Annotated in this window: 19 protein-coding genes; 1 reads left to right on the top strand and 18 read right to left on the bottom strand. The window is 39.5% G+C overall.

Features of this window, described 5'->3' with window-relative positions:
* Positions 1 to 204: 204 nt before the first annotated feature.
* The 5 genes from lepA to hrcA form a co-directional block, all read right to left on the bottom strand.
* A complete protein-coding gene (gene lepA / locus AACL61_RS04440) occupies positions 205 to 2,040 on the bottom strand; it encodes a translation elongation factor 4 (RefSeq protein WP_339111028.1) in 1,836 nt (611 codons plus the stop codon).
* 130 nt (positions 2,041 to 2,170) lie between these two features.
* Positions 2,171 to 3,322 carry a molecular chaperone DnaJ gene (gene dnaJ, locus AACL61_RS04435; RefSeq protein ID WP_003671117.1) on the bottom strand — a complete coding sequence of 384 codons (1,152 nt, stop codon included), beginning with the start codon at positions 3,320 to 3,322 and terminating at the stop codon, positions 2,171 to 2,173.
* 128 nt (positions 3,323 to 3,450) lie between these two features.
* Positions 3,451 to 5,316, bottom strand: a complete 1,866-nt coding sequence (gene dnaK, locus AACL61_RS04430; RefSeq protein WP_003671118.1) for a molecular chaperone DnaK — start codon at positions 5,314 to 5,316, stop codon at positions 3,451 to 3,453.
* 24 nt (positions 5,317 to 5,340) lie between these two features.
* Positions 5,341 to 5,913: a nucleotide exchange factor GrpE gene (grpE, locus tag AACL61_RS04425; protein WP_102816383.1), complete on the bottom strand. Its 573-nt coding sequence runs from the start codon at positions 5,911 to 5,913 to the stop codon at positions 5,341 to 5,343.
* Positions 5,914 to 5,925: 12 nt separating this feature from the next.
* Positions 5,926 to 6,978, bottom strand: coding sequence for a heat-inducible transcriptional repressor HrcA (gene hrcA / locus AACL61_RS04420; RefSeq protein WP_102816384.1), 1,053 nt, complete (start codon positions 6,976 to 6,978; stop codon positions 5,926 to 5,928).
* A gap of 120 nt (positions 6,979 to 7,098) precedes the next feature.
* Between hrcA and AACL61_RS04415 the strand changes: the two genes are divergently transcribed.
* Positions 7,099 to 7,470, top strand: a complete 372-nt coding sequence (locus AACL61_RS04415; RefSeq protein ID WP_003668175.1) for a hypothetical protein — start codon at positions 7,099 to 7,101, stop codon at positions 7,468 to 7,470.
* 60 nt (positions 7,471 to 7,530) lie between these two features.
* Here the strand turns inward: AACL61_RS04415 and ribF are convergent, their stop codons facing one another.
* From ribF to AACL61_RS04350, 13 genes are all read right to left on the bottom strand, one after another.
* Positions 7,531 to 8,478: a riboflavin biosynthesis protein RibF gene (ribF, locus tag AACL61_RS04410; protein WP_102816385.1), complete on the bottom strand. Its 948-nt coding sequence runs from the start codon at positions 8,476 to 8,478 to the stop codon at positions 7,531 to 7,533.
* Positions 8,479 to 8,490: 12 nt separating this feature from the next.
* A complete protein-coding gene (truB, locus tag AACL61_RS04405; RefSeq protein ID WP_102816386.1) occupies positions 8,491 to 9,396 on the bottom strand; it encodes a tRNA pseudouridine(55) synthase TruB in 906 nt (301 codons plus the stop codon).
* A 200-nt stretch (positions 9,397 to 9,596) separates the two neighbouring features.
* Complete coding sequence (rbfA, locus tag AACL61_RS04400) at positions 9,597 to 9,956, bottom strand: 30S ribosome-binding factor RbfA (protein ID WP_003665800.1); 360 nt, start codon at positions 9,954 to 9,956, stop codon at positions 9,597 to 9,599.
* Between the two features lie 19 nt (positions 9,957 to 9,975).
* Positions 9,976 to 12,234: a translation initiation factor IF-2 gene (gene infB / locus AACL61_RS04395; RefSeq protein WP_102816387.1), complete on the bottom strand. Its 2,259-nt coding sequence runs from the start codon at positions 12,232 to 12,234 to the stop codon at positions 9,976 to 9,978.
* A gap of 13 nt (positions 12,235 to 12,247) precedes the next feature.
* A complete protein-coding gene (locus AACL61_RS04390) occupies positions 12,248 to 12,559 on the bottom strand; it encodes a L7Ae/L30e/S12e/Gadd45 family ribosomal protein (RefSeq protein WP_339111027.1) in 312 nt (103 codons plus the stop codon).
* The gene (rnpM, locus tag AACL61_RS04385; RefSeq protein WP_003668183.1) at positions 12,546 to 12,848 is read right to left on the bottom strand and encodes an RNase P modulator RnpM; all 303 of its coding nucleotides are present in this window, start codon (positions 12,846 to 12,848) and stop codon (positions 12,546 to 12,548) included. Before rnpM ends, AACL61_RS04390 begins: the two co-directional genes overlap by 14 nt.
* A gap of 28 nt (positions 12,849 to 12,876) precedes the next feature.
* Positions 12,877 to 14,064, bottom strand: coding sequence for a transcription termination factor NusA (gene nusA, locus AACL61_RS04380; protein WP_102816388.1), 1,188 nt, complete (start codon positions 14,062 to 14,064; stop codon positions 12,877 to 12,879).
* A gap of 20 nt (positions 14,065 to 14,084) precedes the next feature.
* A complete protein-coding gene (gene rimP / locus AACL61_RS04375; RefSeq protein WP_003674323.1) occupies positions 14,085 to 14,558 on the bottom strand; it encodes a ribosome maturation factor RimP in 474 nt (157 codons plus the stop codon).
* Between the two features lie 133 nt (positions 14,559 to 14,691).
* Positions 14,692 to 19,023, bottom strand: coding sequence for a PolC-type DNA polymerase III (locus AACL61_RS04370; RefSeq protein WP_339111026.1), 4,332 nt, complete (start codon positions 19,021 to 19,023; stop codon positions 14,692 to 14,694).
* Between the two features lie 75 nt (positions 19,024 to 19,098).
* Positions 19,099 to 20,832, bottom strand: a complete 1,734-nt coding sequence (locus AACL61_RS04365) for a proline--tRNA ligase (RefSeq protein WP_102816390.1) — start codon at positions 20,830 to 20,832, stop codon at positions 19,099 to 19,101.
* 25 nt (positions 20,833 to 20,857) lie between these two features.
* A complete protein-coding gene (rseP, locus tag AACL61_RS04360) occupies positions 20,858 to 22,132 on the bottom strand; it encodes an RIP metalloprotease RseP (protein ID WP_102816391.1) in 1,275 nt (424 codons plus the stop codon).
* Between the two features lie 22 nt (positions 22,133 to 22,154).
* Positions 22,155 to 22,940: a phosphatidate cytidylyltransferase gene (locus tag AACL61_RS04355; RefSeq protein WP_003671145.1), complete on the bottom strand. Its 786-nt coding sequence runs from the start codon at positions 22,938 to 22,940 to the stop codon at positions 22,155 to 22,157.
* A gap of 19 nt (positions 22,941 to 22,959) precedes the next feature.
* A complete protein-coding gene (locus tag AACL61_RS04350) occupies positions 22,960 to 23,739 on the bottom strand; it encodes an undecaprenyl pyrophosphate synthase (RefSeq protein WP_339111025.1) in 780 nt (259 codons plus the stop codon).
* Positions 23,740 to 23,913 lie beyond the last annotated feature (174 nt).

Raw genomic sequence — 23,913 nt, 5'->3', positions numbered from 1 at the left:
TACTGTTATTGACTGCTTACAAACAGCTAATCTTTTTGACCAAGTATTTCAAAATTTATCGTAACAAAAAAGGATCAGTACCTCTATTTCTTAGGGAATACTGATCCTTAATTTTTACCACATTTTAAGCTCACGTGGTAAAAATTACTAGTTTTGTATATTTTTTGTTTTATACAAAGCCAATAAATACCTTTACATCAACGTTTACTTCTCATCCAATTGCTCATCGGTCTTCAAAACGGCCATAAAGGCGGCCTGAGGAATATCAACTTTTCCGACAGCTTTCATCCGTTTCTTCCCACGTTTCTGCTTATCTAATAATTTAGCACGCCGGTCTGGATCCCCTGTATGAATACGGGCAGTAACGTCTTTTCGGTAGGCTTTAATATTGGTCCGGGCAATAATTTTTGAGCCGATTGCAGCTTGAATTGGGATTTCAAAGTTTTGCCGTGGAATAATCTTCTTTAACTTAGCAGTAATTTCCCGACCACGTTCTGCCGCAAAGTCACGGTGAGCAATAAAGCTCAATGCATCCACCTTATCGCCATTGAGCAAGATGTCAATCTTAACCAAATTACTTGGCCGGTAACCATCAATTTCATAATCTAAGGAAGCGTATCCCCGTGTAGAACTCTTTAACTTGTCAAAGAAGTCAAAAATAATTTCTGACAGCGGAATATGATAAATAACGTTTACCCGGGTATCACTTAGATATTCCATCGTATCAAAGTCTCCCCGTTTCCGTTGGCAAAGCTCCATTACTGGGCCAACATAATCATTGGGTACCATGATTGAAGCGCGGACATATGGTTCCTTAATCACTTTAATGGAAGAAGCGTCTGGCATTTCAGCTGGATTTTCCACTTCTTTTGTTGTCCCATCCGCTAATTCAACATGGTAAGTAACAGATGGTGCAGTTGTGATTAAATCAAGATTAAATTCACGTTCAAGTCGTTCTTGAATAACGTCCATGTGAAGTAATCCTAAGAAACCACAACGGAATCCAAATCCCAATGCTTGCGATGATTCCGGTTCAAAGGTTAATGCTGCATCATTAAGTTGAAGCTTTTCCAACGCATCACGTAAATCATTAAATTTAGCATTATCAGTTGGATAAAGTCCAGCATATACCATTGGCGTCATTTGCCGATATCCTTCTAACGGCTTATCTGTAGGATTATCTGCACTTGTAACCGTATCACCGACCCGAGTATCTTTAATGTCTTTAATTGCCGCGGTAATATAACCTACATCCCCAGCCATCAATACATCACGTGCCAATGGTTTAGGAGAGTTAATTCCTACTTCAGCAACTTCATATTCGGTACCACCGTTCATTAACTTAATTCGGTCACCTTTTTTAACCGTTCCTTCAACAACCCGGACACTAAGAACCACGCCCCGATAATCATCATACTTTGAATCAAAGATAAGGGCTTTTAACGGCGCAGTTAAATCTCCTGTTGGTGCTGGGACATCCTTAACGATTTTTTCAAGAACTTCATCAACGCCCATTCCAGTCTTAGCACTAATATCAACTGCCTCATCAGTATCTAAACCAATCTCGTCTTCAATCTGTTTCTTAGTACCCTCAGGATCAGCAGAAGGTAAATCGATCTTATTGACAACAGGTAAGATCTCAAGGTCATTGTCAAGCGCTAAAAAGACGTTAGCAAGGGTCTGTGCTTCTACCCCTTGCGTTGCATCGACCACTAAGACGGCACCTTCACAGGCAGCAAGAGACCGTGATACTTCATAAGAAAAATCAACGTGGCCTGGTGTATCGATTAAATGGAAAATGTAATCTTCACCGTCTTTAGCATGATATGTCAAGGCGACGGCATTTAATTTGATTGTAATGCCCCGTTCACGTTCTAGAGGCATATCATCAAGAATCTGGTTTTTCATTTCACGTTTGCTGATTGAATCAGTCATTTCTAAAATACGATCAGCAAGCGTGGATTTTCCATGGTCAATGTGGGCAACAATCGAGAAATTCCGAATGTGTTTTTGCCGCTCTTTCATTTCTTCTAGGTTCATTTAAAAAGACTCACTTTCAACGAATATTCTTTATCTAGTATACCAAATCCTCGTTTAGAATGGGAAACCTTCTACTAGATATACAAAAAGCAGGAAAAATATTAAGCTTTTCCTGCTTCATAAAAATTATTTACTTATCCTCAAAGGCATCACGTAACTTATCAAGAACTGTCTTCTTCACACCCTTAACATCTTCACCACTAGCAGCCGCAAAAGCTAACATTGCTTCACGCTGACGCTTGTTAAGGCTCTTAGGTGTCTTAACATGGACAGTAACGTGTTCATCCCCGTTACCATTACCGTTAAGATGTGGAACCCCTTTGCCACGCAAGCGGAAATTAGTTTCTGATTGGGTTCCGGCAGGAATTTTAAGGTTGACATCACCATGAACCGTTTTAATTTTTACTTCGTCTCCCAAGGCTGCTTGAGCAAACGAAATATCACGATCAACGTAAATCGTTGAACCGTCACGACGGAATTCACGACTTGGTGTTACCCGGAAGACAATATACAAATCTCCGGCTGGGCCACCATTCTCACCAGCGTCTCCTTGGTGTTGGAGCCGCATTTGTTGACCATCATCAACACCGGCAGGCACCTTCACTTCTAGCTCATGACGTTCGTGAACATGTCCTGCACCATGGCAAGCATCACAACGATCTTCTGGCTTAATAATCTTTCCAGTTCCATTACATTCTGGACAAGTGGTTTGAGTTTGCATATTGCCTAGTGGTGTTTGACGAACACTCGTAATCACGCCGGCACCATGACACCGCGGACAAGTTATTGGCGATTTACCAGGCTTTGCTCCGGTTCCATGACAAGTCTTACATTCTGCATCACGGTTATACTTGATAGTAGTTGTTTTACCAAAAACCGCATCCATAAAATCAAGAGTCATTGCATATTGTAAATCACGTCCTTGACGCGGGGCTGTTGGGTCCCGACGAGTACGACCACCGCCACCAAAGAATTGACTAAAGATGTCGTCAAAGCCGCCGCCAAAGTTAGAATAAGCTTGACCACCACCAAAGCCGCCAAAGCCTTGACCGCCAGCACCTTGTGGGCCAGCTGAACCAAATTGATCATATTGAGCACGTTTTTGACTATCACTTAATGTCTCATATGCTTCATTAATCTTCTTAAACTTTTCTTCTGCACCAGGCTCGTGGTTAACATCTGGGTGGTATTTTGCCGCAAGCCGACGATATGCACGCTTGATGTCTTTTTCGGATGCATCCTTAGAGACACCTAAAATGTCATAATAATCTTGTTCTGCCATATAATAAATACCTCATTACTTTATTGCTTGTTTAGTTATACCACAGCCAGCAAACGAAAGTAAAAGCCAAAGTCCTTTTTTCTGGCCTTTGGCTTTTACACTAACATTTTAAGACTGTTTACCGCAGGCTATTTCTTGTCGTCTGGTGTAACGTCCTTAAAATCACCATCAACAGTATTGTCATCATTACCGTTGTTATTACCATTTTGTTGGTTATCACCAGGCTGACCATTAGCAGCGCCACCTTGTGCACCTTGAGCTTGTTGGTAAAGCTTTACGCTAAGGTCTTGAATAACTTTGTTTAAAGCATCCTTCTTAGCTTTCATTTCATCAAGGTTGCCGCTTTCCTTAGCCTTCTTTAATTCGTCACGAGCACTTTCAGCCTTCTTGATATCATCTTCAGGAACTTTACCCTTAACTTCCTTCAAAGTCTTATCAACTTGGAAGAGTTCTTGGTCAACTTCATTCTTTAAGTCAACTTCTTCCTTCTTCTTCTTGTCGGCTTCAGCATGCTCTTCAGCATCCTTCTTCATCCGTTCAATTTCTTCATCACTTAAGCCTGAGTTAGACTTGATAGTGATGTTTTGCTTCTTGTGAGTTCCTTGATCTTCAGCAGAAACATTAACAATACCGTTCTTATCGATATCAAATGTAACTTTGATTTGAGGAACACCACGAGGAGCAGCAGGAATATCAGTTAGTTGGAAGTTACCTAAAGTCTTGTTATCTGCTGCCATTGGACGTTCACCTTGAAGAACGTGAATATCAACAGCTGGTTGGTTATCAGCAGCAGTGGAGAAGATTTGACTCTTTGAAGTAGGAATAGTTGTGTTACGGTCAATCAACTTAGTGAAGACACCACCCATGGTTTCAATACCAAGTGAAAGTGGAGTAACATCAAGTAATACGACATCCTTAACATCACCAGTAAGAACCCCACCTTGAATAGCTGCACCAAGAGCAACGGCTTCGTCAGGATTAATTGAGTGGTTAGGTTCCTTACCAGTTAATTCCTTAACCATTTCTTGAACAGCAGGAATACGAGTAGATCCACCGTTTAAGATAACTTCATCAATGTCATCAAAAGTAAGATCAGCATCTTTCAAAGCATTCAATACTGGTTGCTTTGTCCGTTCAACTAAGTCATTAGTTAATTGGTTAAATTGTGCCCGGCTTAATGTCTTTTCCAAGTGTAATGGACCGTTTTCACCAGCTGAAATAAATGGTAAGCTGATTTGTGCCTCTTGAACACCTGACAAGTCCTTCTTAGCCTTTTCAGCAGCATCCTTCAAACGTTGAAGAGCCATCTTATCTTGAGAAAGATCAACACCATGTTCTTCCTTAAAGCCATCAATTAACCAATCCATGATCTTTTGGTCAAAGTCATCCCCACCTAAATGAGTATCACCATTAGTAGAAAGAACTTGGAAGACACCGTCACCTAATTCAAGGATGGAAACATCGAATGTACCACCACCAAGGTCATAAACAAGGATCTTTTCATCTTTGTCCTTCTTGTCAAGACCGTATGCTAGGGATGAAGCAGTAGGTTCGTTAATAATCCGCTTTACATCAAGGCCCGCAATTTTACCGGCATCCTTAGTAGCTTGACGTTGAGCATCATTGAAGTATGCAGGAACAGTAATAACTGCTTGAGTAACAGTATCACCAATGTAGTCTTCAGCATATTTCTTAAGGTATTGCAAAATCATTGCTGAAATTTCTTGTGGAGTATATTTCTTACCATCAACTTCAACAGTGTATCCTGCTTCACCCATGTGACTCTTGATTGATGAAATAGTGTTAGGATTAGTAATCGCTTGACGCTTTGCTACTTCTCCAACTTGAGTTTCACCATTCTTAAATGAAACAACAGATGGTGTTGTCCGACTTCCTTCTGGGTTGGTGATAATCTTAGGTTCATTACCTTCCATAACAGCAACCGCAGAGTTAGTAGTACCTAAATCAATACCAATAATCTTATTACTTGCCATAATTTATTTCCTTCTCTCACAAATTTATTGGGCTACAACAACCATTGCTGGGCGTAATACCCGGTCTTTGAGTTGATATCCTGCTTGAAGAACATTAACAACAGTTTCAGGCTTCTGACCTTCTTCGACCGGAACAGTTTGAACTGCCTGGTGAAGAGTAGGATCAAATGTTTCACCATCAGCTTTGATTTCAGTGATGCCATGATCATTTAATGCCTTTACAAGGTGATCATGGACCATTTGAATGCCCTTTTTAAGTTGCTTGCCATTATCGTCTACAACTTCAATTGCTAAAGCCCGTTTAAGGTTATCAAGCACTGGTAAAATTGACTTTGCTAAATCCTGACCATCATATTTAAGGATTTGAGCCCGTTCTTTATTAAAACGATTAGTCATATTTTGAATTTCTGCTTCTGCTCGTAAATATTTGTCATCTTTATCAGCGAGCTGCTTCTTTAAGTCAGCGATCTCTTCTTTTAATTTAACAGTTTGATCATCCTTCTTATCTGAAGCCTCTTTTTTTATATCTTTTTTAGGTGCCTTTTCATTTTCAGGCGCAGTTTGTTTTTGTTGTTCTTCTTGTTTTTCCTTGGCCAATTAACTCGCCTCCTATGAATCATAATAGTGACGGTAGAAATCTAATAGCCGTTTTGCTAATTCTTGGCGAAAGGCATTTACAATTCCAATCGTCCGTGAATAAGGCATCCTTGTTGGACCAAGAACTGCAATAATTCCTCGTCCATATTGTTCAACATTATAACTTGCAGTAATCAAGCTATAATCATCAAGAAGCTTATTCTTAGAGATTTCTTGACCGATTTTAACATTAACTCCATTATCTGAGGTAAGTGTCGAATCCAAGATATTCGATAAGTTGTCGTTCTTATCTAACAAGCCATACAGTGATTGGATTGCATGGGGATCATGAGTACTTGCAAAATCCAGTAAGTTCAATCGACCACCAACGAAAAAACGCTCACGTGCTGCTTGAGATAAGACATTATCAAAAATATCAAGGAAGCCATCGGGACTATGCATATAATGCAGAACCTGAAGTGGAATATCATCTTTTAGTCGTTTTACTACTTCTGATAGCGGCAAACCAACTAATTGATCATTAATCATTCTAATTACTGCCTGCAATGCATCTGTGTCAATGTCCGGCGGCAAAGTGAATGACTGATTTTCAACCTCACCGCTATCGGTAACCAAGATCGCAATAACCTTATGATTTCCTAGCGGCACAACTCGAAAGCCACTCAAACGAACACTTTCTTGCTCAGGCTTTAATGTAAAAGCAGTATATGAAGTTAAGTTTGATAAGATATCTGCTGAATGTGAAATAATCTCGTCAATCTTTTGAAAACCGGTTCCAAGTGAGTTTTGAATTACTACCAGGTCATTATCAGTAACTGCTTGTGGATCAAGCAAATTATCAACATAATAACGGTAACCTCGTTTTGATGGAATCCGGCCTGATGAAGAGTGCTCTTTTAAGATCAAATCATTGTCCTCTAAAACCGCCATCTCATTACGGACAGTTGCTGAACTGACCTTAAAAGGCAACTTTTCTGCTAAATGTTTTGATCCAACCGGTTGACCAGTTGATGTGTATTGACGTACAATCGCTTGCAGAATCTTTTTCTGTCGTTGTGTTAGCATCGTATATCACTTCCCCTTTTAGCACTCATTAGGGTCAAGTGCTAAACACACTGTATAATATACCAATTACTCCCCTAAAAGTCAAGAAACGTCAAATAATTTTTAAAAGGAGCTTTATCCATGAAACATAAAGAACATCGCTATATTCAACCTCAGAATACTCAAGAAGCAATGTTATTAATTCAGAAGTTATTTAATAAATACCGCAATGCGCCCCTAACGAATGAACTATTAGAATACCATAACAACCTAATCTATCGCTTGCAGTCAGATATTAAAGACGAAGCAATTAAGGAGAACAATCCTAATCAACTTAAGGCACTTGCTTCCATGACCGAAATTATGCGTAACTGGACAACAGTACGCTTAAACGGCCAGCCTTTTAACGGGAAAATGCGGCATTTCAAATTAGTGACTGATGGCGGATTCAAATTTGAACGAAATATTCATAAAATTAACCAGACTACCAGTCATCGGGGAAGTCGGCATTAAAAAAGAGGTTTGATGAATCTTGGTGGCGAAATTGCCACGAAAGATCAATCTAAACCTCTTTTATTTATATTTTTCTAAAATACGACGGGCGTTTTGTTCATCTTGCTTCATCTGTGCTACTAATGCATCCGCTCCCGTGAACTTTTCTTCGCCACGAAGGTACTGATACCAGCGCACAACTACTTCTTCACCATACACCATTTGTTGAAAATCAAATAGATTAATCTCAACCGTTAATTGATTAGCATCGCCAAATGTTATGTTATGGCCAACACTTGCCATGCCGTCATACCACTTCTTACCGAGCTTAACTTTGACAGCATAGACCCCAATCCCAGGAATTCGCTCCTCTTCTGGATGCTCAACATTGATTGTAGGAAAACCAAGTATTCGTCCACGAGCTAAGCCATGAACTACTAAGCCAGTTGTTTGATAAGGATACCCTAGTGCTTGGTTGGCTGCTTCTACATTACCAGCATCAATTAATTTCCGAATTTCTCGCGAACCGACCTTTTCTTGACTTCCATCCTCAGTAATTTTGGGCACAGTTACAACTTGAAACCGTCCCGCTGCATACTTAGGAAGCAACTTCATTGATGCAATATCTTCTTTTCCATAAGTATGATCAAAACCTGCTACGACCGTTTGAGCATGAAAACCTACCAAATACTCATCAACAAATTGCTGAGGAGAAAGACTTGCAAAAGACGAGGTAAAGCTTATTAAATAAACCCGATCGACATCAAGGTCATTTAATAACTCAAGCTTCCTATCGACCGTTGATAGATATTTAAAGCCGCCCTTATATTGACGATAAACAATTCCTGGAGCATGATCATACGTCAAAACTACTAATGGCAATCCTTTTTCACGGGCAATTTCACGGGCACGTTTGATTACTGCCTGATGTCCCCGATGAACACCATCAAAGAAACCCATTGCAAGTACAATTGGCCCCGCAGGAATTAGTCTTTTTTCCAAAGGATGGTGAATTTTAATAACTTGCAACTCCTACACTCCTCAATTAACTGCAAACATTTTAGTTGGCTTATACATTTTATTTTTTGGATCAAAATGATATAGTGCTTTTACTTGTCCATCAAATGATAACACAATTTCCTTCTCACTAGTATTAAGTTCACTTGGAGAAAGCCATCCTCCATTTTGAACCTTTTTCCATTGAGCCTCTTGAATCGTTAATTGCAGATAGTCCTTCAAAGCATAATCTAAAGGATACAAATATTGCTGGAGAGTTTGGGTCGCAACAGCATCGCGAACGTCGTCTAAACTTAGAGTCTGATCAAGAGTAAAGCCTCCACTCTTCAACCGCGTTAACAAACTCATTACTCCTGGATACCCTAGTTTACGTGCAAGGTCAACAACAAGCGTCCGAATATAAGTACCCTTACTACATTCAACATTAAAACGGATTCGTTGTTGTTTATTTTCCTCATCATACTTTGAGCTTAGTAATTCAAATTTGCTAATAGTCACTTGTCGTTTGGGCCGTTCAACAGTTTCACCAGCTCTTGCATATTCATAAAGTTTTTTTCCATTTACCTTTACAGCCGAATACATCGGTGGGATTTGTATTATTGTCCCCGTTAATGAATTCATGGCTGATAGGATTTCACTAGTCGGAATTTCATTTGTAACTTCTTTTTCCTCAATTTTTTCTCCATCAAGGTCTTGCGTAGTAGTCGCAAAACCAATTAAAAGCTCGCCTTGATATTGTTTTCCTGATTGCATCAAATAATCAACAACTTTGGTAGCATTTCCAACACAAATTGGTAAAACACCCGCTACACCTGGATCAAGTGTTCCTGAATGACCAATCTTTTTAGTTTTTAAAATTTGTCGTAGTCGACTAACACATGCAAAACTAGTCATCCCACGTTCTTTATATAAGGGTATTATTCCATCCATCGTTATTCCTCCAAGGGGCTGTGATATAAGTCAAGTTACTTTCACAAAAGACAAATAGTGCAGTACAACAATGGCCTCCATCGCTCGGTAAAAAAACGAACGTTGGAGGCCGATTGTTGCTTGCGAGGGGCTCCCAGAGGCTTGCTTCGCGTCGAAAAACGAAGTCACAAGTAACTTCTGTCTCGCTCCCTTTTTGCTAATTATTTTTCTTTTTTGTGTAAGTCGTTAATGAGTTGATCAATTCGACTACCGTAAGCAACTGATGGGTCTCTTACAAATTTGATTTCTGGAGTCTTAAAAATATTAAGACGTGCGCCTAATTCACTGCGAATTAACCCAGTTGCCTTATCTAATCCAGCCTGTGCCTTCTCCGCATCAGAAGCAAGATCTGACAAGATACTGTAATAGATGGTTGCTTGCTGGAGATCACCAGTAACATCCACACCTGTAATTGTAACGTTTTGTACACGTGGATCACGAACACGTTTTAACAAGATTTCATCAACATCTTTTTGAATTTCTTGAGCTAAACGATCTACTCGATATTGTTTACTTGGCATCTTTATCTCTCCTCAGCTTTTACTTAACTGGAACTTCTTTCATCTTGTAGGCTTCAATAACATCCATTTCTTTAATGTCATTGTAGTTTTCAATTGTCAACCCACATTCGTAACCTTGCTTAACTTCTTTGACATCATCTTTGAAGCGCTTAAGACTACCTAATTCACCTTCGTAAATAACAACACCATCACGAACTAAACGAACCTTTGCATCACGGGTAATCTTACCAGAAGTAACCATTCCCCCGGCAATTGTACCAACTTTTGATGCCTTATAGATTTGACGAACTTCTACTTGACCAATTGTTTCTTCCTTGTATACCGGTTCAAGCATCCCCTTCATCGCATCTTCAACTTCTTCAATTGCATCGTAAATGACACGGTGAAGACGGATATCAATACTATTAGAGTCAGCCAATGTCTTAGCTACGGCAGTTGGGCGAACATTAAAACCAATGATAACCGCATTAGATGCTTCAGCTAAGGTAACATCACTTTGATTAATGGCACCAACGGCTTGGTGAATAATATCAACACGAACACCGTCAACTTTAATCTTTTGAAGACTTTGACTTAAAGCTTCAACCGATCCTTGAACATCGGCTTTAATGATAATTGGTAAGGTCTTCATTTGACCCTTCTTCATAGTAGCAAAAAGGTTGTCTAATGTAACGTGAGAAGTCTTTTGACGTTCCTTATCCATGGCACGTTTAGCCCGTTCTTCACCTGCTGCACGGGCAGTCTTTTCATCATCAAAGACAACAAACCGGTCCCCAGCTTCTGGCACTTCATTTAGCCCAGTAATCTCAACAGGAGTAGATGGGGTGGCTTCTTTAATCCGACGACCATTTTCATTTGTCATTGTCCGCACACGACCAAATGTGTTACCAACAACAATTGGATCCCCGACATGAAGAGTACCTTGTTGGACTAAAACAGTAGCAACTGATCCCCGACCTTGATCAAGACGAGCTTCAACAACTGATCCAGCCGCATTTTGATCTGGATTAGCCTTCAATTCCAGCATTTCAGCTTGGAGTAGAATCATATCAAGCAATTCATCAAGATTCTTACCAAATTTGGCAGAAATCTTAACAAAAATCGTATCTCCACCCCAGTCTTCAGGAATCAAGTTATACTTTGCTAATTCTTCAGTTACACGATCTGGATTTGCACCTGGCTTATCAATCTTGTTAACTGCAACAATAATTGGTGTTTGGGCAGCTTGCGCGTGGTGAATAGCTTCAACGGTCTGTGGCATAACTCCATCATCAGCTGCAACAACAAGGACCGTGATATCAGTAATATTAGCTCCTCGTGCACGCATTTCAGTAAAGGCAGCGTGTCCTGGGGTATCAAGGAACGTAATTAATTGATCATTATAGTGAACTTGGTAAGCACCAATTTCCTGGGTAATTCCCCCCGCTTCATGTTCAGTAACATGAGAGTGACGCAACTTATCAAGCAAGGTTGTCTTACCATGGTCAACGTGTCCCATAACGGTAACAACAGCTGGCCGCGTTACTTGGTGTTCAGTATTATTTTGTTCATCTTCAAACATCTTATCAATGTCTGAAACGTCAACTTGAACTTTTTCCTTAGCCTCAATACCGTAATCAGTTGCTAATAATTCAATTGTATCCTTATCAAGTGACTGATTTTGGTTGATCATTACACCAAGCATAAATAACTTTTTAACGATTTCTGCTGGTGAACGGTGTAAGATCTTTCCTAAGTCTTGGGCATTCATCCCATCAGTATATTCTAATACTTCTGGAAGCGGCTTATCTTTTCGTTGTGTTGGTTGCTTATGAGCTACCTCACGTAACCGCTTGTTCTTATTGTGTTTCTTGTTCTTCTTATTTTTCTTATTAAAGCGTTTGCCATTACGGCCTTGATCGTTATTCAAGCTGCCGCCAAACCGACCACCGTTGTTTTGATGTTGATTGTTTTCTTTTGTTCCATTGTTTGACCGGTTATTGTTTTTCTTTTGTGGACGCTCATTTTGAGTTTTATCATGATCATGGTGTTGATTATGATTTTGTGCTTGATGGTTATTTTGCTTATTGTGACCATCATTTTTCTTTACTGGTTGGTGTTGATTATTAGTTGTTTTTTGTCCACCCTTTGCAAGTTGACGTAATTGTTGCGCTTGATCTGGGGTAACAGAAGACATGTGACTTTTAACTCCCATTCCTTGCCGATTGGCCATATTAACTAAGTCTTTGCTAGGCATTTTTAATTCCTTAGCTAATTCATAAATTCGTTCTTTGGCCATATGCTCACACTCCTTATCTCATAGTTAGTAGCTCCTCAAACTTTCTTGCAAAACCTGATTGCATTACACAAAAAACTGTTCGTGCTTGCCCTGTTGCCTGGCTAAGCTGTTCTCTAGTAAAATCTGTTGAAAAAGGAATGCCATAAAACTTACATTTATCAGTAATCTTTTTTGCACTAGCCTTTCCAGCATCTGGAGCTAGGAACACAAACTTTGCCTTCTTAGTTTGAATATTTTTTAAGACAATCTCTTCCCCACTTTGAAGTTGCCGGGCGCGCCGAGCGATTCCAAGGAGGTTTAAGACCTGTTCTTTATTTTTGATCATTACCAAATAACTCTTGTCGTGCCTGTAGGTGGTCTGCATACTTGATTAATTCATCATAAAATGATTCATCAAGTTGAACATGAAAAGCTTTTTCAAAAGTTTTTTCTTTCTTGGCGCGCTTTGCAATATCCACATCTACTGCAACATATGCTCCACGACCAGGCTTTTTACCAGTTGGGTCTAAGGAGACTTCATTTTCCTTATTCTTAACTACCCGAATCAATTGCCGTTTAGGCATCATTTCACCGGTAACAATGTCTTTACGCATCGGTATTTTTCTCTTTTTCATTATTTTCACCCCGCTGCTTAATTTCTAGTTATTCTTCGTTATTGTCAACATTTTCTTCTAAATCAGCTACTTCTTCAGATTCTTGGTCATTTTCAGCCATTTCAGATTCAGACTTGATATCAATCTTGTACTTAGTCAAACGAGCAGCAAGACGAGCATTTTGTCCTCGCTTACCGATGGCTAAGGATAATTGGCTATCTGGGACAACGACAGTGCATGAACGTTCTGTTTGTCCTTCAGTCGTTTCTTCACCTTCGCTATCCTCAGTTTCGCTTGCTGCCTTCTCTTCGTTAAAGATTACATCCAGTACTTCTGCTGGGTTCAATGCATTAGCGATAAACTTAGCGGGCTCCTTAACATACTCCACAATATCCATATTCTCGCCATCAAGTTCATTAACGATTGCTTGGACACGAGAACCTCGTGGACCAACGCAAGTCCCAACTGGATCAACATTAGGATCGTTTGAGTATACTGCAACCTTAGCACGATCACCTGCTTCACGAGCAATATTTTCGATTAAGACAGTCCCATCCTTGATTTCAGGCACTTCTCGTTCAAATAATCGCTTTAAAAGTTCTGGAGCAGTCCGGCTAACAAAAATTTGTGGTCCCCGACGATCGTCATTTACTTTCGTTACGTATACTTGAATCCGATCATGGACGTGGTAGTGCTCATTAGGCATCTTATCTCTAAAGCCCATGGCACCTTCTACACCATCTCCTAAATCAACATATGTGAAACGCTTATCTTCTCGTGAAACTTCACCAGTGATAATCTCATTTTCATAAGTCTTATACTTGTCGTAAATGATTTTCCGTTCTTCTTCATGGAGACGCTGCATTACCACTTGTTTAGCAGTTTGGGCAGCAATCCGACCAAAATCACGAGGGGTAACTTCTTCGCGAATTTCATCACCAATATCATAACCTTGACCATGAGGAAGCTTCCGTGCATCAGCTAAACTCATAAATTCGTTGCTGTCTGCTTCGACTGCTTCTTCATCATCAGTAATTGTTTTTACAGCGTAGACTTTAATATTACCAGTCAATGAATTGAATTCTACTTCAACATTCTTATCACCGTAATTTTGCTTGTATGCTGATTCAAGTGCTTGTTCTAACGCTTCAATAACAATCTCTTTCTTGATACCCTTTTCTTTTTCAAGATAATCAAGGGCGCCAATCATCTCAGTGTTAACTTTTGGCTTACTCACCTTTCGACACTCCTTTAATACTAGAATTTAATCGCTAATCGGGCCTGGGCAATTTTCTGACGATCAATCGTAATTTGACGATGACGAGTCTTATCTAAATAATCCAACGTAATTTCTTTATCAGACAATTGCGTTAACGTACCCTCATAAACCTTTTGACCATTAATCTGTTGGTAAAGAGAAATGTGAATGTAATGGTCAATTGCTCGTTGATAATCTTCCTCTTTCTTCAGTGGGCGTTCAGCACCTGGTGAGGAAACTTCTAAAAAGTAAGCCTGTGGAATTGGATCAGGTTCAACATTATCTAATGCTTCACTTAATTCATCACTGACAAGTGCGCAATCTTCTAGCGTAATCCCACCGTCTTTATCAATATAAACGCGGAGGTACCAGCTTTTACCTTCTTTTACAAACTCTAAATCATATAAGTAAAAATCATGGTCCTGTAAAATCGGCGTTACAAGATCTGTTACAGTTTCTACAACACTGCTCAAACGTGTCACCTCCATTATTTGCAATAAAAAGAGCGAGCATCTCTGCTCACTCCCACGAGTTATTTACCATAATCTATTGTAGCATGTAACACAGCCACTGGCAAGCAATGAAGCATGTTTTCATTACTATTCCTTAAAACAAGCTAAGTTGATTTTCGTCAGGCAGCTTATCTAATACATGATTATCTGTCAAAAAGTCAATAAGTGTCTGCGAAACCTTTCCACGCTCTGCCAAATCTTCTTTAGAAAGGAATGGACGTTCTTCACGTGCGGCAACAATTTGCTTAGCAACGTTTAGCCCTAATCCAGGAACTGCTCGGAATGGTGCAATTAATGAATCACCATCAATCAACCAATCGGAGGCATCTGATTTTTCAATATCAACCATCTTAAATTTAAAGCCCCGTTCCAGCATCTCATTAGCTAGTTCAAGAATTGTTAAGAGATTCTTCTCTTTTGCACTGGCATCATTTCCCTTATCATTGATTTCTTTCATCCGTTGCTTAACCGCATCTTTACCATGAGACATCGCTACTACATCAAAGTCATCTGCTCGCACAGAGAAGAATGCACAATAATAAACTAACGGGAAATAAACCTTAAAGTAAGCAATTCGTAGAGCCATCAAGACATAAGCAGCCGCGTGCGCCCGCGGGAACATATACTTAATCTTCAAACATGAGTCCATATACCATTGTGGAACATTAGCTTCATGCATCTTTTCTTGCCACTCGTCTGGAATCCCGCGCCCCTTCCGTACGTGTTCCATAATTTGGAAAGAAATTTCTGAGTCCATTCCATAGTGGATTAAGTCGGTCATGATGTTATCACGACAACCAATAACATTAGCGATAGTGGCAATTCCCTGTTTGATTAGTTCCTGGGCATTATCTAGCCACACACCAGTCCCATGTGAAAGACCAGAAATTTGTAATAATTGCGAGTAATTTTTCGGATGAGTATCCTCCAGCATCCCCCGGACAAATCGCGTCCCGAATTCCGGCAATCCTAGTGTACCAGTTTTACTTTGAATTTGTTCTTCAGTTACCCCTAATACCTTAGGACTAGAGAATAAGGCCATCACCCCTGGATCATCCATTGGAATCGATTGAGGATCAATTCCTGATAAATCTTGCAAGGCACGAATCATCGTTGGATCATCATGTCCCAAAATATCCATTTTAAGAATATTATCGTGAATCGAGTGGAAATCAAAGTGAGTTGTTTCCCAGGCAGCTGTTTGATCATCAGCAGGATACTGTACAGGTGTAAAGTCATAAATATCCATATCATCAGGAACAATAATAATTCCCGCTGGGTGCTGACCAGTAGTTCGCTTAACACCAGTAGCTCCTTTTGCTAAGCGATCCTCCTCTGCCTTTCTAAATTCCTTTTCTGTATCTCGTTCGTAAGCCTTCACATATCCATATGCCGTCTTATCAGCAACCGTACCAATTGTCCCGGCACGGAATACATTTTTTTCACCGAATAAGACTTTCATATAGTTATGAGCAATTGGCTGGTAGTCACCAGAGAAGTTTAAATCAATATCTGGTACCTTATTACCCTTAAACCCAAGGAAAGTTTGGAATGGAATATCATGACCGTCTTTTACCATTAGAGTGCCACACTTTGGACATTTTTTATCTGGCAAATCGAAACCTGAACTATATTCCCCTTGCGTATAGAAGTGGGTAAATTGACAATTTGGACAACGGTAATGCGGTGGCAACGGGTTAACTTCTGTAATTCCCGAAAGCGTTGCAACCACACTTGAACCAACAGATCCCCGCGAACCTACTAAGTATCCGTCTTTATTGGACTTAGCTACTAGTCGTTGGGCAATTAAATAGTGAACAGAGAATCCGTTCTTAACAATACTGTTCAACTCTAATTCAATCCGGTCCTGAACTAGTTGTGGCAAAGGATCACCATACCATTTTCGCGCAGTATTCCATGTCCGATCTTGGATTTCCTGTTCGGCCCCCTTCATATGCGGTGGATAAAGTTTATCTTTTACTGGCCGAATATTGTCATCAATCTCAGCTGCAATCTTATTACTATTCTCTACAACTAATTCGTGGGCTTTTTCTTCACCGAGAAAAGCAAATTCATTTAACATTTCATCAGTGGTCCTAAAGTGCACTTCTGGACGCTCAGTTCGATTTAACGGGTTTGCGCCACCTTGCGAATTAATCAGGATCTTACGGTAAATTCCATCATGTGGATCAAGGTAATGGACATCTCCAGTGGCAACCACTGTTTTTTCCAACTCATCCCCTAGTTTGACCATATTTTTGAGGATATCTTCGAGGTGGTCTTCATCTGCAATCACATGTTGTTCAAGTAACGGTGCATAGTTTGGCTTGGGCTGAACTTCAATAAAATCATAGTAGCGCGCCTTTTCTAGTGCTTGATCGTAACCTTTCTCCATCATCGCGGTAAATACTTCTCCCGATGAACAAGCAGTTCCCAAAAGCAGTCCTTCACGATATTTCGTCAGCACTGTTCGCGGGATTCGCGGTACTCGGTAAAAATATTCAACGTTTGATAGCGATACTAACTTAAATAAGTTTTTCAAACCAGCCTGGGTCTGCGCAAAAATCGTTACATGAAAAGGCCGCGCATGACGGTAAGCATTATTTTCTTCCATATGCTTATTTAAATCATCCACATACTTCACATCATAACGGGCTTCAGCATCTTTCAAGAACTTATAAAGCAAGTGTCCTGTAGCTTCCGAATCATAGTTAGCACGGTGGTGATGTTCCAATGCTACCTTAAACTTTTTACTAAGCGTGTTTAATCGGTATCCTCGCATATCAGGATATAAGAATCGCGCCAGTGGTAATGTATCGATTACTGGTTCCGCGATTTTTCCCATTTGATGACGTTCATAGCCAGTATTCATAAAACCCATATCAAATGCAACGTTATGACCAGCAATGATACAGCCCTTACAAAAGTCCTTAAACATCTGAAAAACTTCTTCTTCAGTTTTTGAACCCTGAACCATTTCAGTGGTGATACTAGTTAAATTAGTTGTTTGTTCTGATAACGGGAAACCAGGATCGATGAATTCATCAAAACGTTCTAAGACATTTCCATCTTGCATTTTAACTGCAGACAATTCAATTACCTTATCGTAAATTGCCGATAACCCTGTCGTTTCCACGTCAAAAATGACATAGGTCTGATGAGCGAGTTCTTCATGATTCTCGTTGTATACCAATGGAATTCCATCATCAACAACATTAGCTTCCATTCCATATAGCATTTTAATGCCCGTTTTTTGGGCCACGCTAAATGCTTCTGGAAAAGCCTGGACATTCCCATGATCGGTTACCGCAATTGCTGGATGTCCCCACTTATGAGCACGAGTTGCAAGCTCAGTAATCGAATTAGTGGCATCCATCTGACTCATTGTTGTATGCGTATGAAGTTCAACTCGTTTATCATCTTTAGGAGCTTTATCTTGACGCGCCGTATGAGTTACTTCATTAACATCATAAGCCGTGATTACCAAGTCTCGCATCCAAGTATCTTCTTGTACAGGCCCGCGAACTTTCAACCACATTCCTGCTTTGATATTGGCAAATTGTGCTTCTTCATCACTGTTGCGTGAGAATTTCTTGACAGCAAAAGAAGAAGTGCAGTCCGTAATTTCAAAGGTTAATAATTGACGACCTGAGCGTAGTTCGCGAATTTCTGCATTAAATACATATCCTTCAACAACCACGGACCGCTCTTCACCCTCAATGTCTTTCATTTGAATAACATTCTGCTTACTATCAATTATCCGGCCAAGTTGAACTGGGCCATCAGCAGGAGCAACTGGTGCACTTTTCTTTGCTGTCTTCTTTGCAGCCTCATTTTTCTTGATCCGGGCAGCCGCCTTGGCAGCAAGCGCAGCATCGGCTTTCTCGTGTTTAGCCTTTAATTCTTCAATTTTTGCTTGCGAGGCTGACTGGTCAACAAATGGGTGAATCCTAAATTTAGGAAAGCCTAGCTCTTGGTATGATTTTTCAATCTTATCTAATGCTTTCTGTGCTAGTAAGTCTTTAATTACCTCATTTTCAACAACTAGCGTTACACGACCCTCCTTAACCTCGGGAGCCGTTTGTAAGCAAGCTTGTTGGAGCATTGGTGTATCACTAATTGCCTTATTAATGATGAACTGCCAATAATTAGCTATCTGTGATTCATCAAGTTCTGTCATGGGAGTACTAATCTTCAAACTAACTTTAGCAATATCTTTGAACCCTAGCTGTAAGCTCTGGTTGAACTGCGTAAATAGATCATACGGTAAAGCTTTATTAAAGATTAAGTGAAATTCCCAGTGCCGAGACTTTTTATGAACAACAACTGATTGAACTGCGGCATTTCTGAATGCAGAATTGTCTTTTTCCGGAAAGTGAATTTGTTCTAATAGTTTTCCAAATAATTCTTGGCGACTTAATCCCACGTTCTAATCCTCCTACTTAAAAATGTGGTGCGAGTAACGTTATTTATCTTAACATCGCAGCCACATTAGTTTAAATTATTTGTTTTTTTCTTCGTTCAATTGCTTTAGTAAAATTCCCACCGTATTTACTAGCTCTTCCTGTTTAACTTTAACAGTTTCACCAGTTTTACGGATCTTAATTTCAACAATACCATCTTGAGCTTTCTTACCAACAGTAACCCGAATTGGAATACCAATCAAGTCTGAATCAGCAAATTTAACCCCTGCTCGTTCTTTTCGGTCATCTACTAATACCTCATAACCAGCTTCAGTTAATTGTTGATCGATCTTATCAGCCATTGCCATTTGATCTTCTTTCTTCGCATTAACTGGAATTACATGAACATCAAATGGAGCAATACTATTAGGCCAGACAAGACCATTTTCATCAGCATTTTGTTCTGCAACAGCTGACAATAGACGGGTTACACCAATACCGTAACTTCCCATGATTACGTCTGTCAAACGACCATTGCTATCAAGAACTTGGGCACCAAGCTTGCTTGAGTAATGAGTACCTAACTTAAAGATATGACCAATTTCAATTCCGGGAGTAAATTTAAGTGGTTTACCATCAGGAGCAATCTCGCCTTCTTTAACATTCCGGAAGTCACCAAATTGATCAACGCGGAAGTCACGGTCAATATTAGCATTAATATAATGGTAACCATCTTCATTAGCACCACATGCCATGTTAACTAAAACCTTAACATAATTATCAGCAAGAATTTTTACTTCTTCGCCTACTCCTACAGGTCCTAATGATCCAGGATGAGCATTAAGGTACTTTTCGGCATCTTCTTCTGTAGCTAATTCAAGTTCTTCACAATCAAGAGCATTCGTTACCTTTGCTTCATTAACTTCATCGTCGCCACGCATTAATACTAAGACCGGTTGGTATTCATCTTCACTCATTTTAGCAATGTAAAGCATTGATTTGATAACTTGATTAGGATCAAGATCTAAACTTTCTGCAGCTTCATCTACCGTATGAGCACCCGGAGTAGCTTTTTTCTCAATTGGTGCAGGAGCAGCTGTTTGTTGTACACCAGTAAATTTACTTTCAGCTTTCTCAATATTGGCAGCGTAATCTCCATCAGTATAAGCGATTATGTCTTCCCCTACTTCAGCTGGTGCAGAGAATTCTTGTGAGTTCTTACCACCCATTGTTCCCGAATCAGCGAGAATAACTTTATAGTTTAAGCCAATCCGATCAAAAATGTTCCGGTAAGCCTTTGCTTGATTATTGTAGGCTTCGTCTAATCCTTCTTGATCTGCTGAGAAGGAATAACCATCAAGCATTTCAAATTCTTTTCCACGAAGAATTCCATAACGAGGACGATCTTCATCACGAAACTTATCTTGTAATTGATAAACTACTAATGGCAGCTTCTTGTACGACTTAATACTATCACGCAATACTTCAGTAAAGGTTTCTTCATGAGTTGGGCCCAAAATAAAGTCACGGTCACGACGATCTTTAAGTTTAAAAAGATTATCACCATAGCTTTCGTAACGACCAGATTCCTTCCACAAATCAGCTGGAAGAAGTCCCGGCATAAGCATTTCAACCGCTCCGGCCTTATCCATTTCATCACGAATAATATTTTCTACTTTTCGAATAACCCGGTAAGCTAATGGTAAATATGACCATACCCCTGCAGATACTTGGTAAATGTAGCCGGCACGAATCATCATCTTATGACTTAAGGCTTCTGCATCACTTGGGGCCTCTTTTTTTGTTGGAATTAATACCTTTGACTGTTTCATTAAAACTATACTCCTTTGTTTTTAATTACCGAATAAAATATCTTTGAATATCGTTCCATGTTACTAGAACCATAAGTGTTAGTAAGATTAGAAAACCAATCATTGTGATAATTCCCTCAGCTTTTTCAGGAATTGGTCGCCGAATGATCGCTTCAACAATATTCAATAATAATTTCCCACCATCTAATGCTGGAATTGGTAATAAGTTAACAATTCCTAAATTAATTGATAAGAGGGCTAAGAAATTTAAAACTCCATTGATTCCCAATGAGGTGGCTTGTGATGTCCCAGCATAAATTGCTACCGGTCCACCAAGGTCATTTAAGCTAAATCCATGGGTAACCATATGACCAAGAACACTAAAGATTAATGTTCCCGCTTGGATAAATTGTTGCCAACCAAACTTTAATCGAGCAGCTAAATTTCTCTCTTGCTTTTCAACAATTCCAATTTGGCCAACTTTCTGATGCCCTCGCTCAACTGCTTTTGGTGTTAGCTTAGTATGATATGTCTTATTACCACGCTCATACGTTACTGATACTGTCTTGTTAGGCTTATTTGAAATATTAGTTGAAAGGTCAGTCCAATTATTTATTTTTTGGCTGTTAACCTTAACAATCCGATCATTTGCTTTTAAGCCCGCTTTGGCAGCTACGGAACCGGCATTCACTTGCCCTAACTGATTGCTATTAGTTGGTACGCCCGTTAAGGTAAAACCAAGAATGATAAATACTACTAAGGACAAAATGAAATTATTCATTGGACCAGCAAAATTAGTCATCATCCGTGCAGGCAGACTTACTGAACGAAATTGCACATCACGTGGAGCAATCTGTACCTCGGTTCCGTCTCGTTCAATAATCATTGCATCATGGTCAACACTATATACCTTCAGCTGATCTTCGTCCCCATTGACATATCCTTTTATCCATAAGCCATCTTCTAAATCACAAGCAACTAATTGAAGGGGGATCCCCTGAAATAAGGTTGTTTTATCACTAGCATTAATACTAATAACTTTATCTTGATCATTTAGTTGAATCGTTAGAGGGGTACCTGGCTTTAACTCATCTTGGTCCTCATCATCAGCACCAGCTAAACGAACATAACCACCGAGGGGCAAAATTCGAATAGTATAGGTAGTACCATTTTTTCGTTTCCACCAAATTTTTGGACCCATTCCTATTGAAAATTCACGAACCAGAATTCCTGCTCGTTTAGCAAAATAATAATGACCATATTCATGAACAAGGACAAGGATTCCAAAAACAATAATAAATGTAATAATTGTTATTATCAAAAAATCTCTTCCTTACGTTTGATTAAATGATCCCTAATAAATGAAGCATTGGCATAACAATTAGCATACTATCAAATCGATCTAAAATTCCGCCATGGCCTGGAAGAATTTTTCCTGAATCCTTTACACCATAGTAGCGTTTTAATGATGATTCGATTAAGTCACCAAATTGACCGAAGATTGAAAGAATCAAAGTAACGAATATCATTGTTACCCAACCTGCACCAACAGGGATAAAGTAGCAATAAATAGCCAAAATAATAACAGCAGCTAATGTACCACCAATTGAACCTTCCCAAGTTTTATTAGGACTAATCTTAGGAGCGAGTTTATTTTTACCAATTTTTCGGCCAATTAAATATGCTCCACTATCTGTAATCCAAACGATTAACATTCCATATAATAGCGTTTGAAAATTGATTGCACGAGCAGCAATAAAATAGCGAAATCCCATTCCAATATAGAGCATTGCTAATGTTAAAACCCCAGCATCATCGAAAGTAAAGCGTTGTTTTCGAATAACCGTATGTAATAGAAGTAAAACAACTAAAATATAGAATCCGAACCATCGAGTTGCAACACTAGGCAAGAAGTCAAGCCAACTATCCGGCAGTATTAATAATGCAACCCCCAGATAACTGATCAAAGCTTCAAACGAAATTACAAACATTTTTTTCATTACCAATACTTCTGACATTGCAACCATTCCTAAGGCAACGGCTGCAATTGTTAATGGCCAATGACCATATATAATAAGCGGTATAAAGATTGCAAGTGCAATTACCGCGGTCGTTATTCTTGTTTTCAAAACAAAATCCCCTTATTATTTATTGATTTTTTAGTCCACCGAACCGCCGATGACGTCCTTGATAGGCAATTATTGCTGACCGTAATGAATCTTCATCAAAGTCTGGCCAGTGTTCTGGAACAAACTCCAATTCACTATAAGCAATTTGCCACAGCATAAAGTTACTAATCCGCTCTTCGCCACTTGTTCTAATTAGCAGGTCAGGATCCGCAAATTGACCCAGTTGTGCTGACATCAAGTACTTACCAAACGAAGCTTCATCAATATCCGCAAGTGCCAAGTTCCCATTTTGAACGTCTTCTGCAATCTCTTTAGCAGCTTGAGTGATCTCATCTCGACTCCCATAATTCAAAGCAAAATTGAGAATCATCCCCGTACAATGGGCTGTATCAGCCATTGCATCTTTAACAGCTTTTTGCGTAGCTTCAGGCAGTTGCGTAATATCTCCCATCACTGTCACCTTAACATTATATTTGACAAGATCTGGAACAAATGTTGAGAAGAAGCGGACAGGCAACTGCATTAAATAACTTACCTCTGAAGAAGGACGTTTCCAATTTTCGGTTGAAAAAGCATATAATGATAAGACTTTTACCCCTAATTCACTGGCAGCAATTGTAATCTTTTTTACTGTTTGCATTCCTTGCTTATGACCAGCAACCCGTGGAAGGTGCCGTTTCTGCGCCCACCTACCATTACCGTCCATAATAATTGCAATATGGTTAGGAATACGTTCCATATCAAGTTGCTGATTTACTTTATCATGTTTACTTTTGGAAAACACTAATTGTTCCTCCATTTTTTATCATGTACTTAAGATTAATTACAGACACTTCTTAAAAATTCACGTCTGCCAATTAATTATAGCCTTTATTATACCAGAGGCAAATTTCGATTTGTCAATCCACAGTAAATTGTTACATAGTTTTATCATAACAATTCAATTTTAGCCAAAATCATAACCACCCGTCAA

The sequence above is a fragment of the Limosilactobacillus reuteri subsp. porcinus genome (assembly GCF_036621895.1).
Lineage (GTDB): Bacteria > Bacillota > Bacilli > Lactobacillales > Lactobacillaceae > Limosilactobacillus > Limosilactobacillus reuteri_J.
This window is presented reverse-complemented; position numbering and strand designations above follow the sequence as displayed.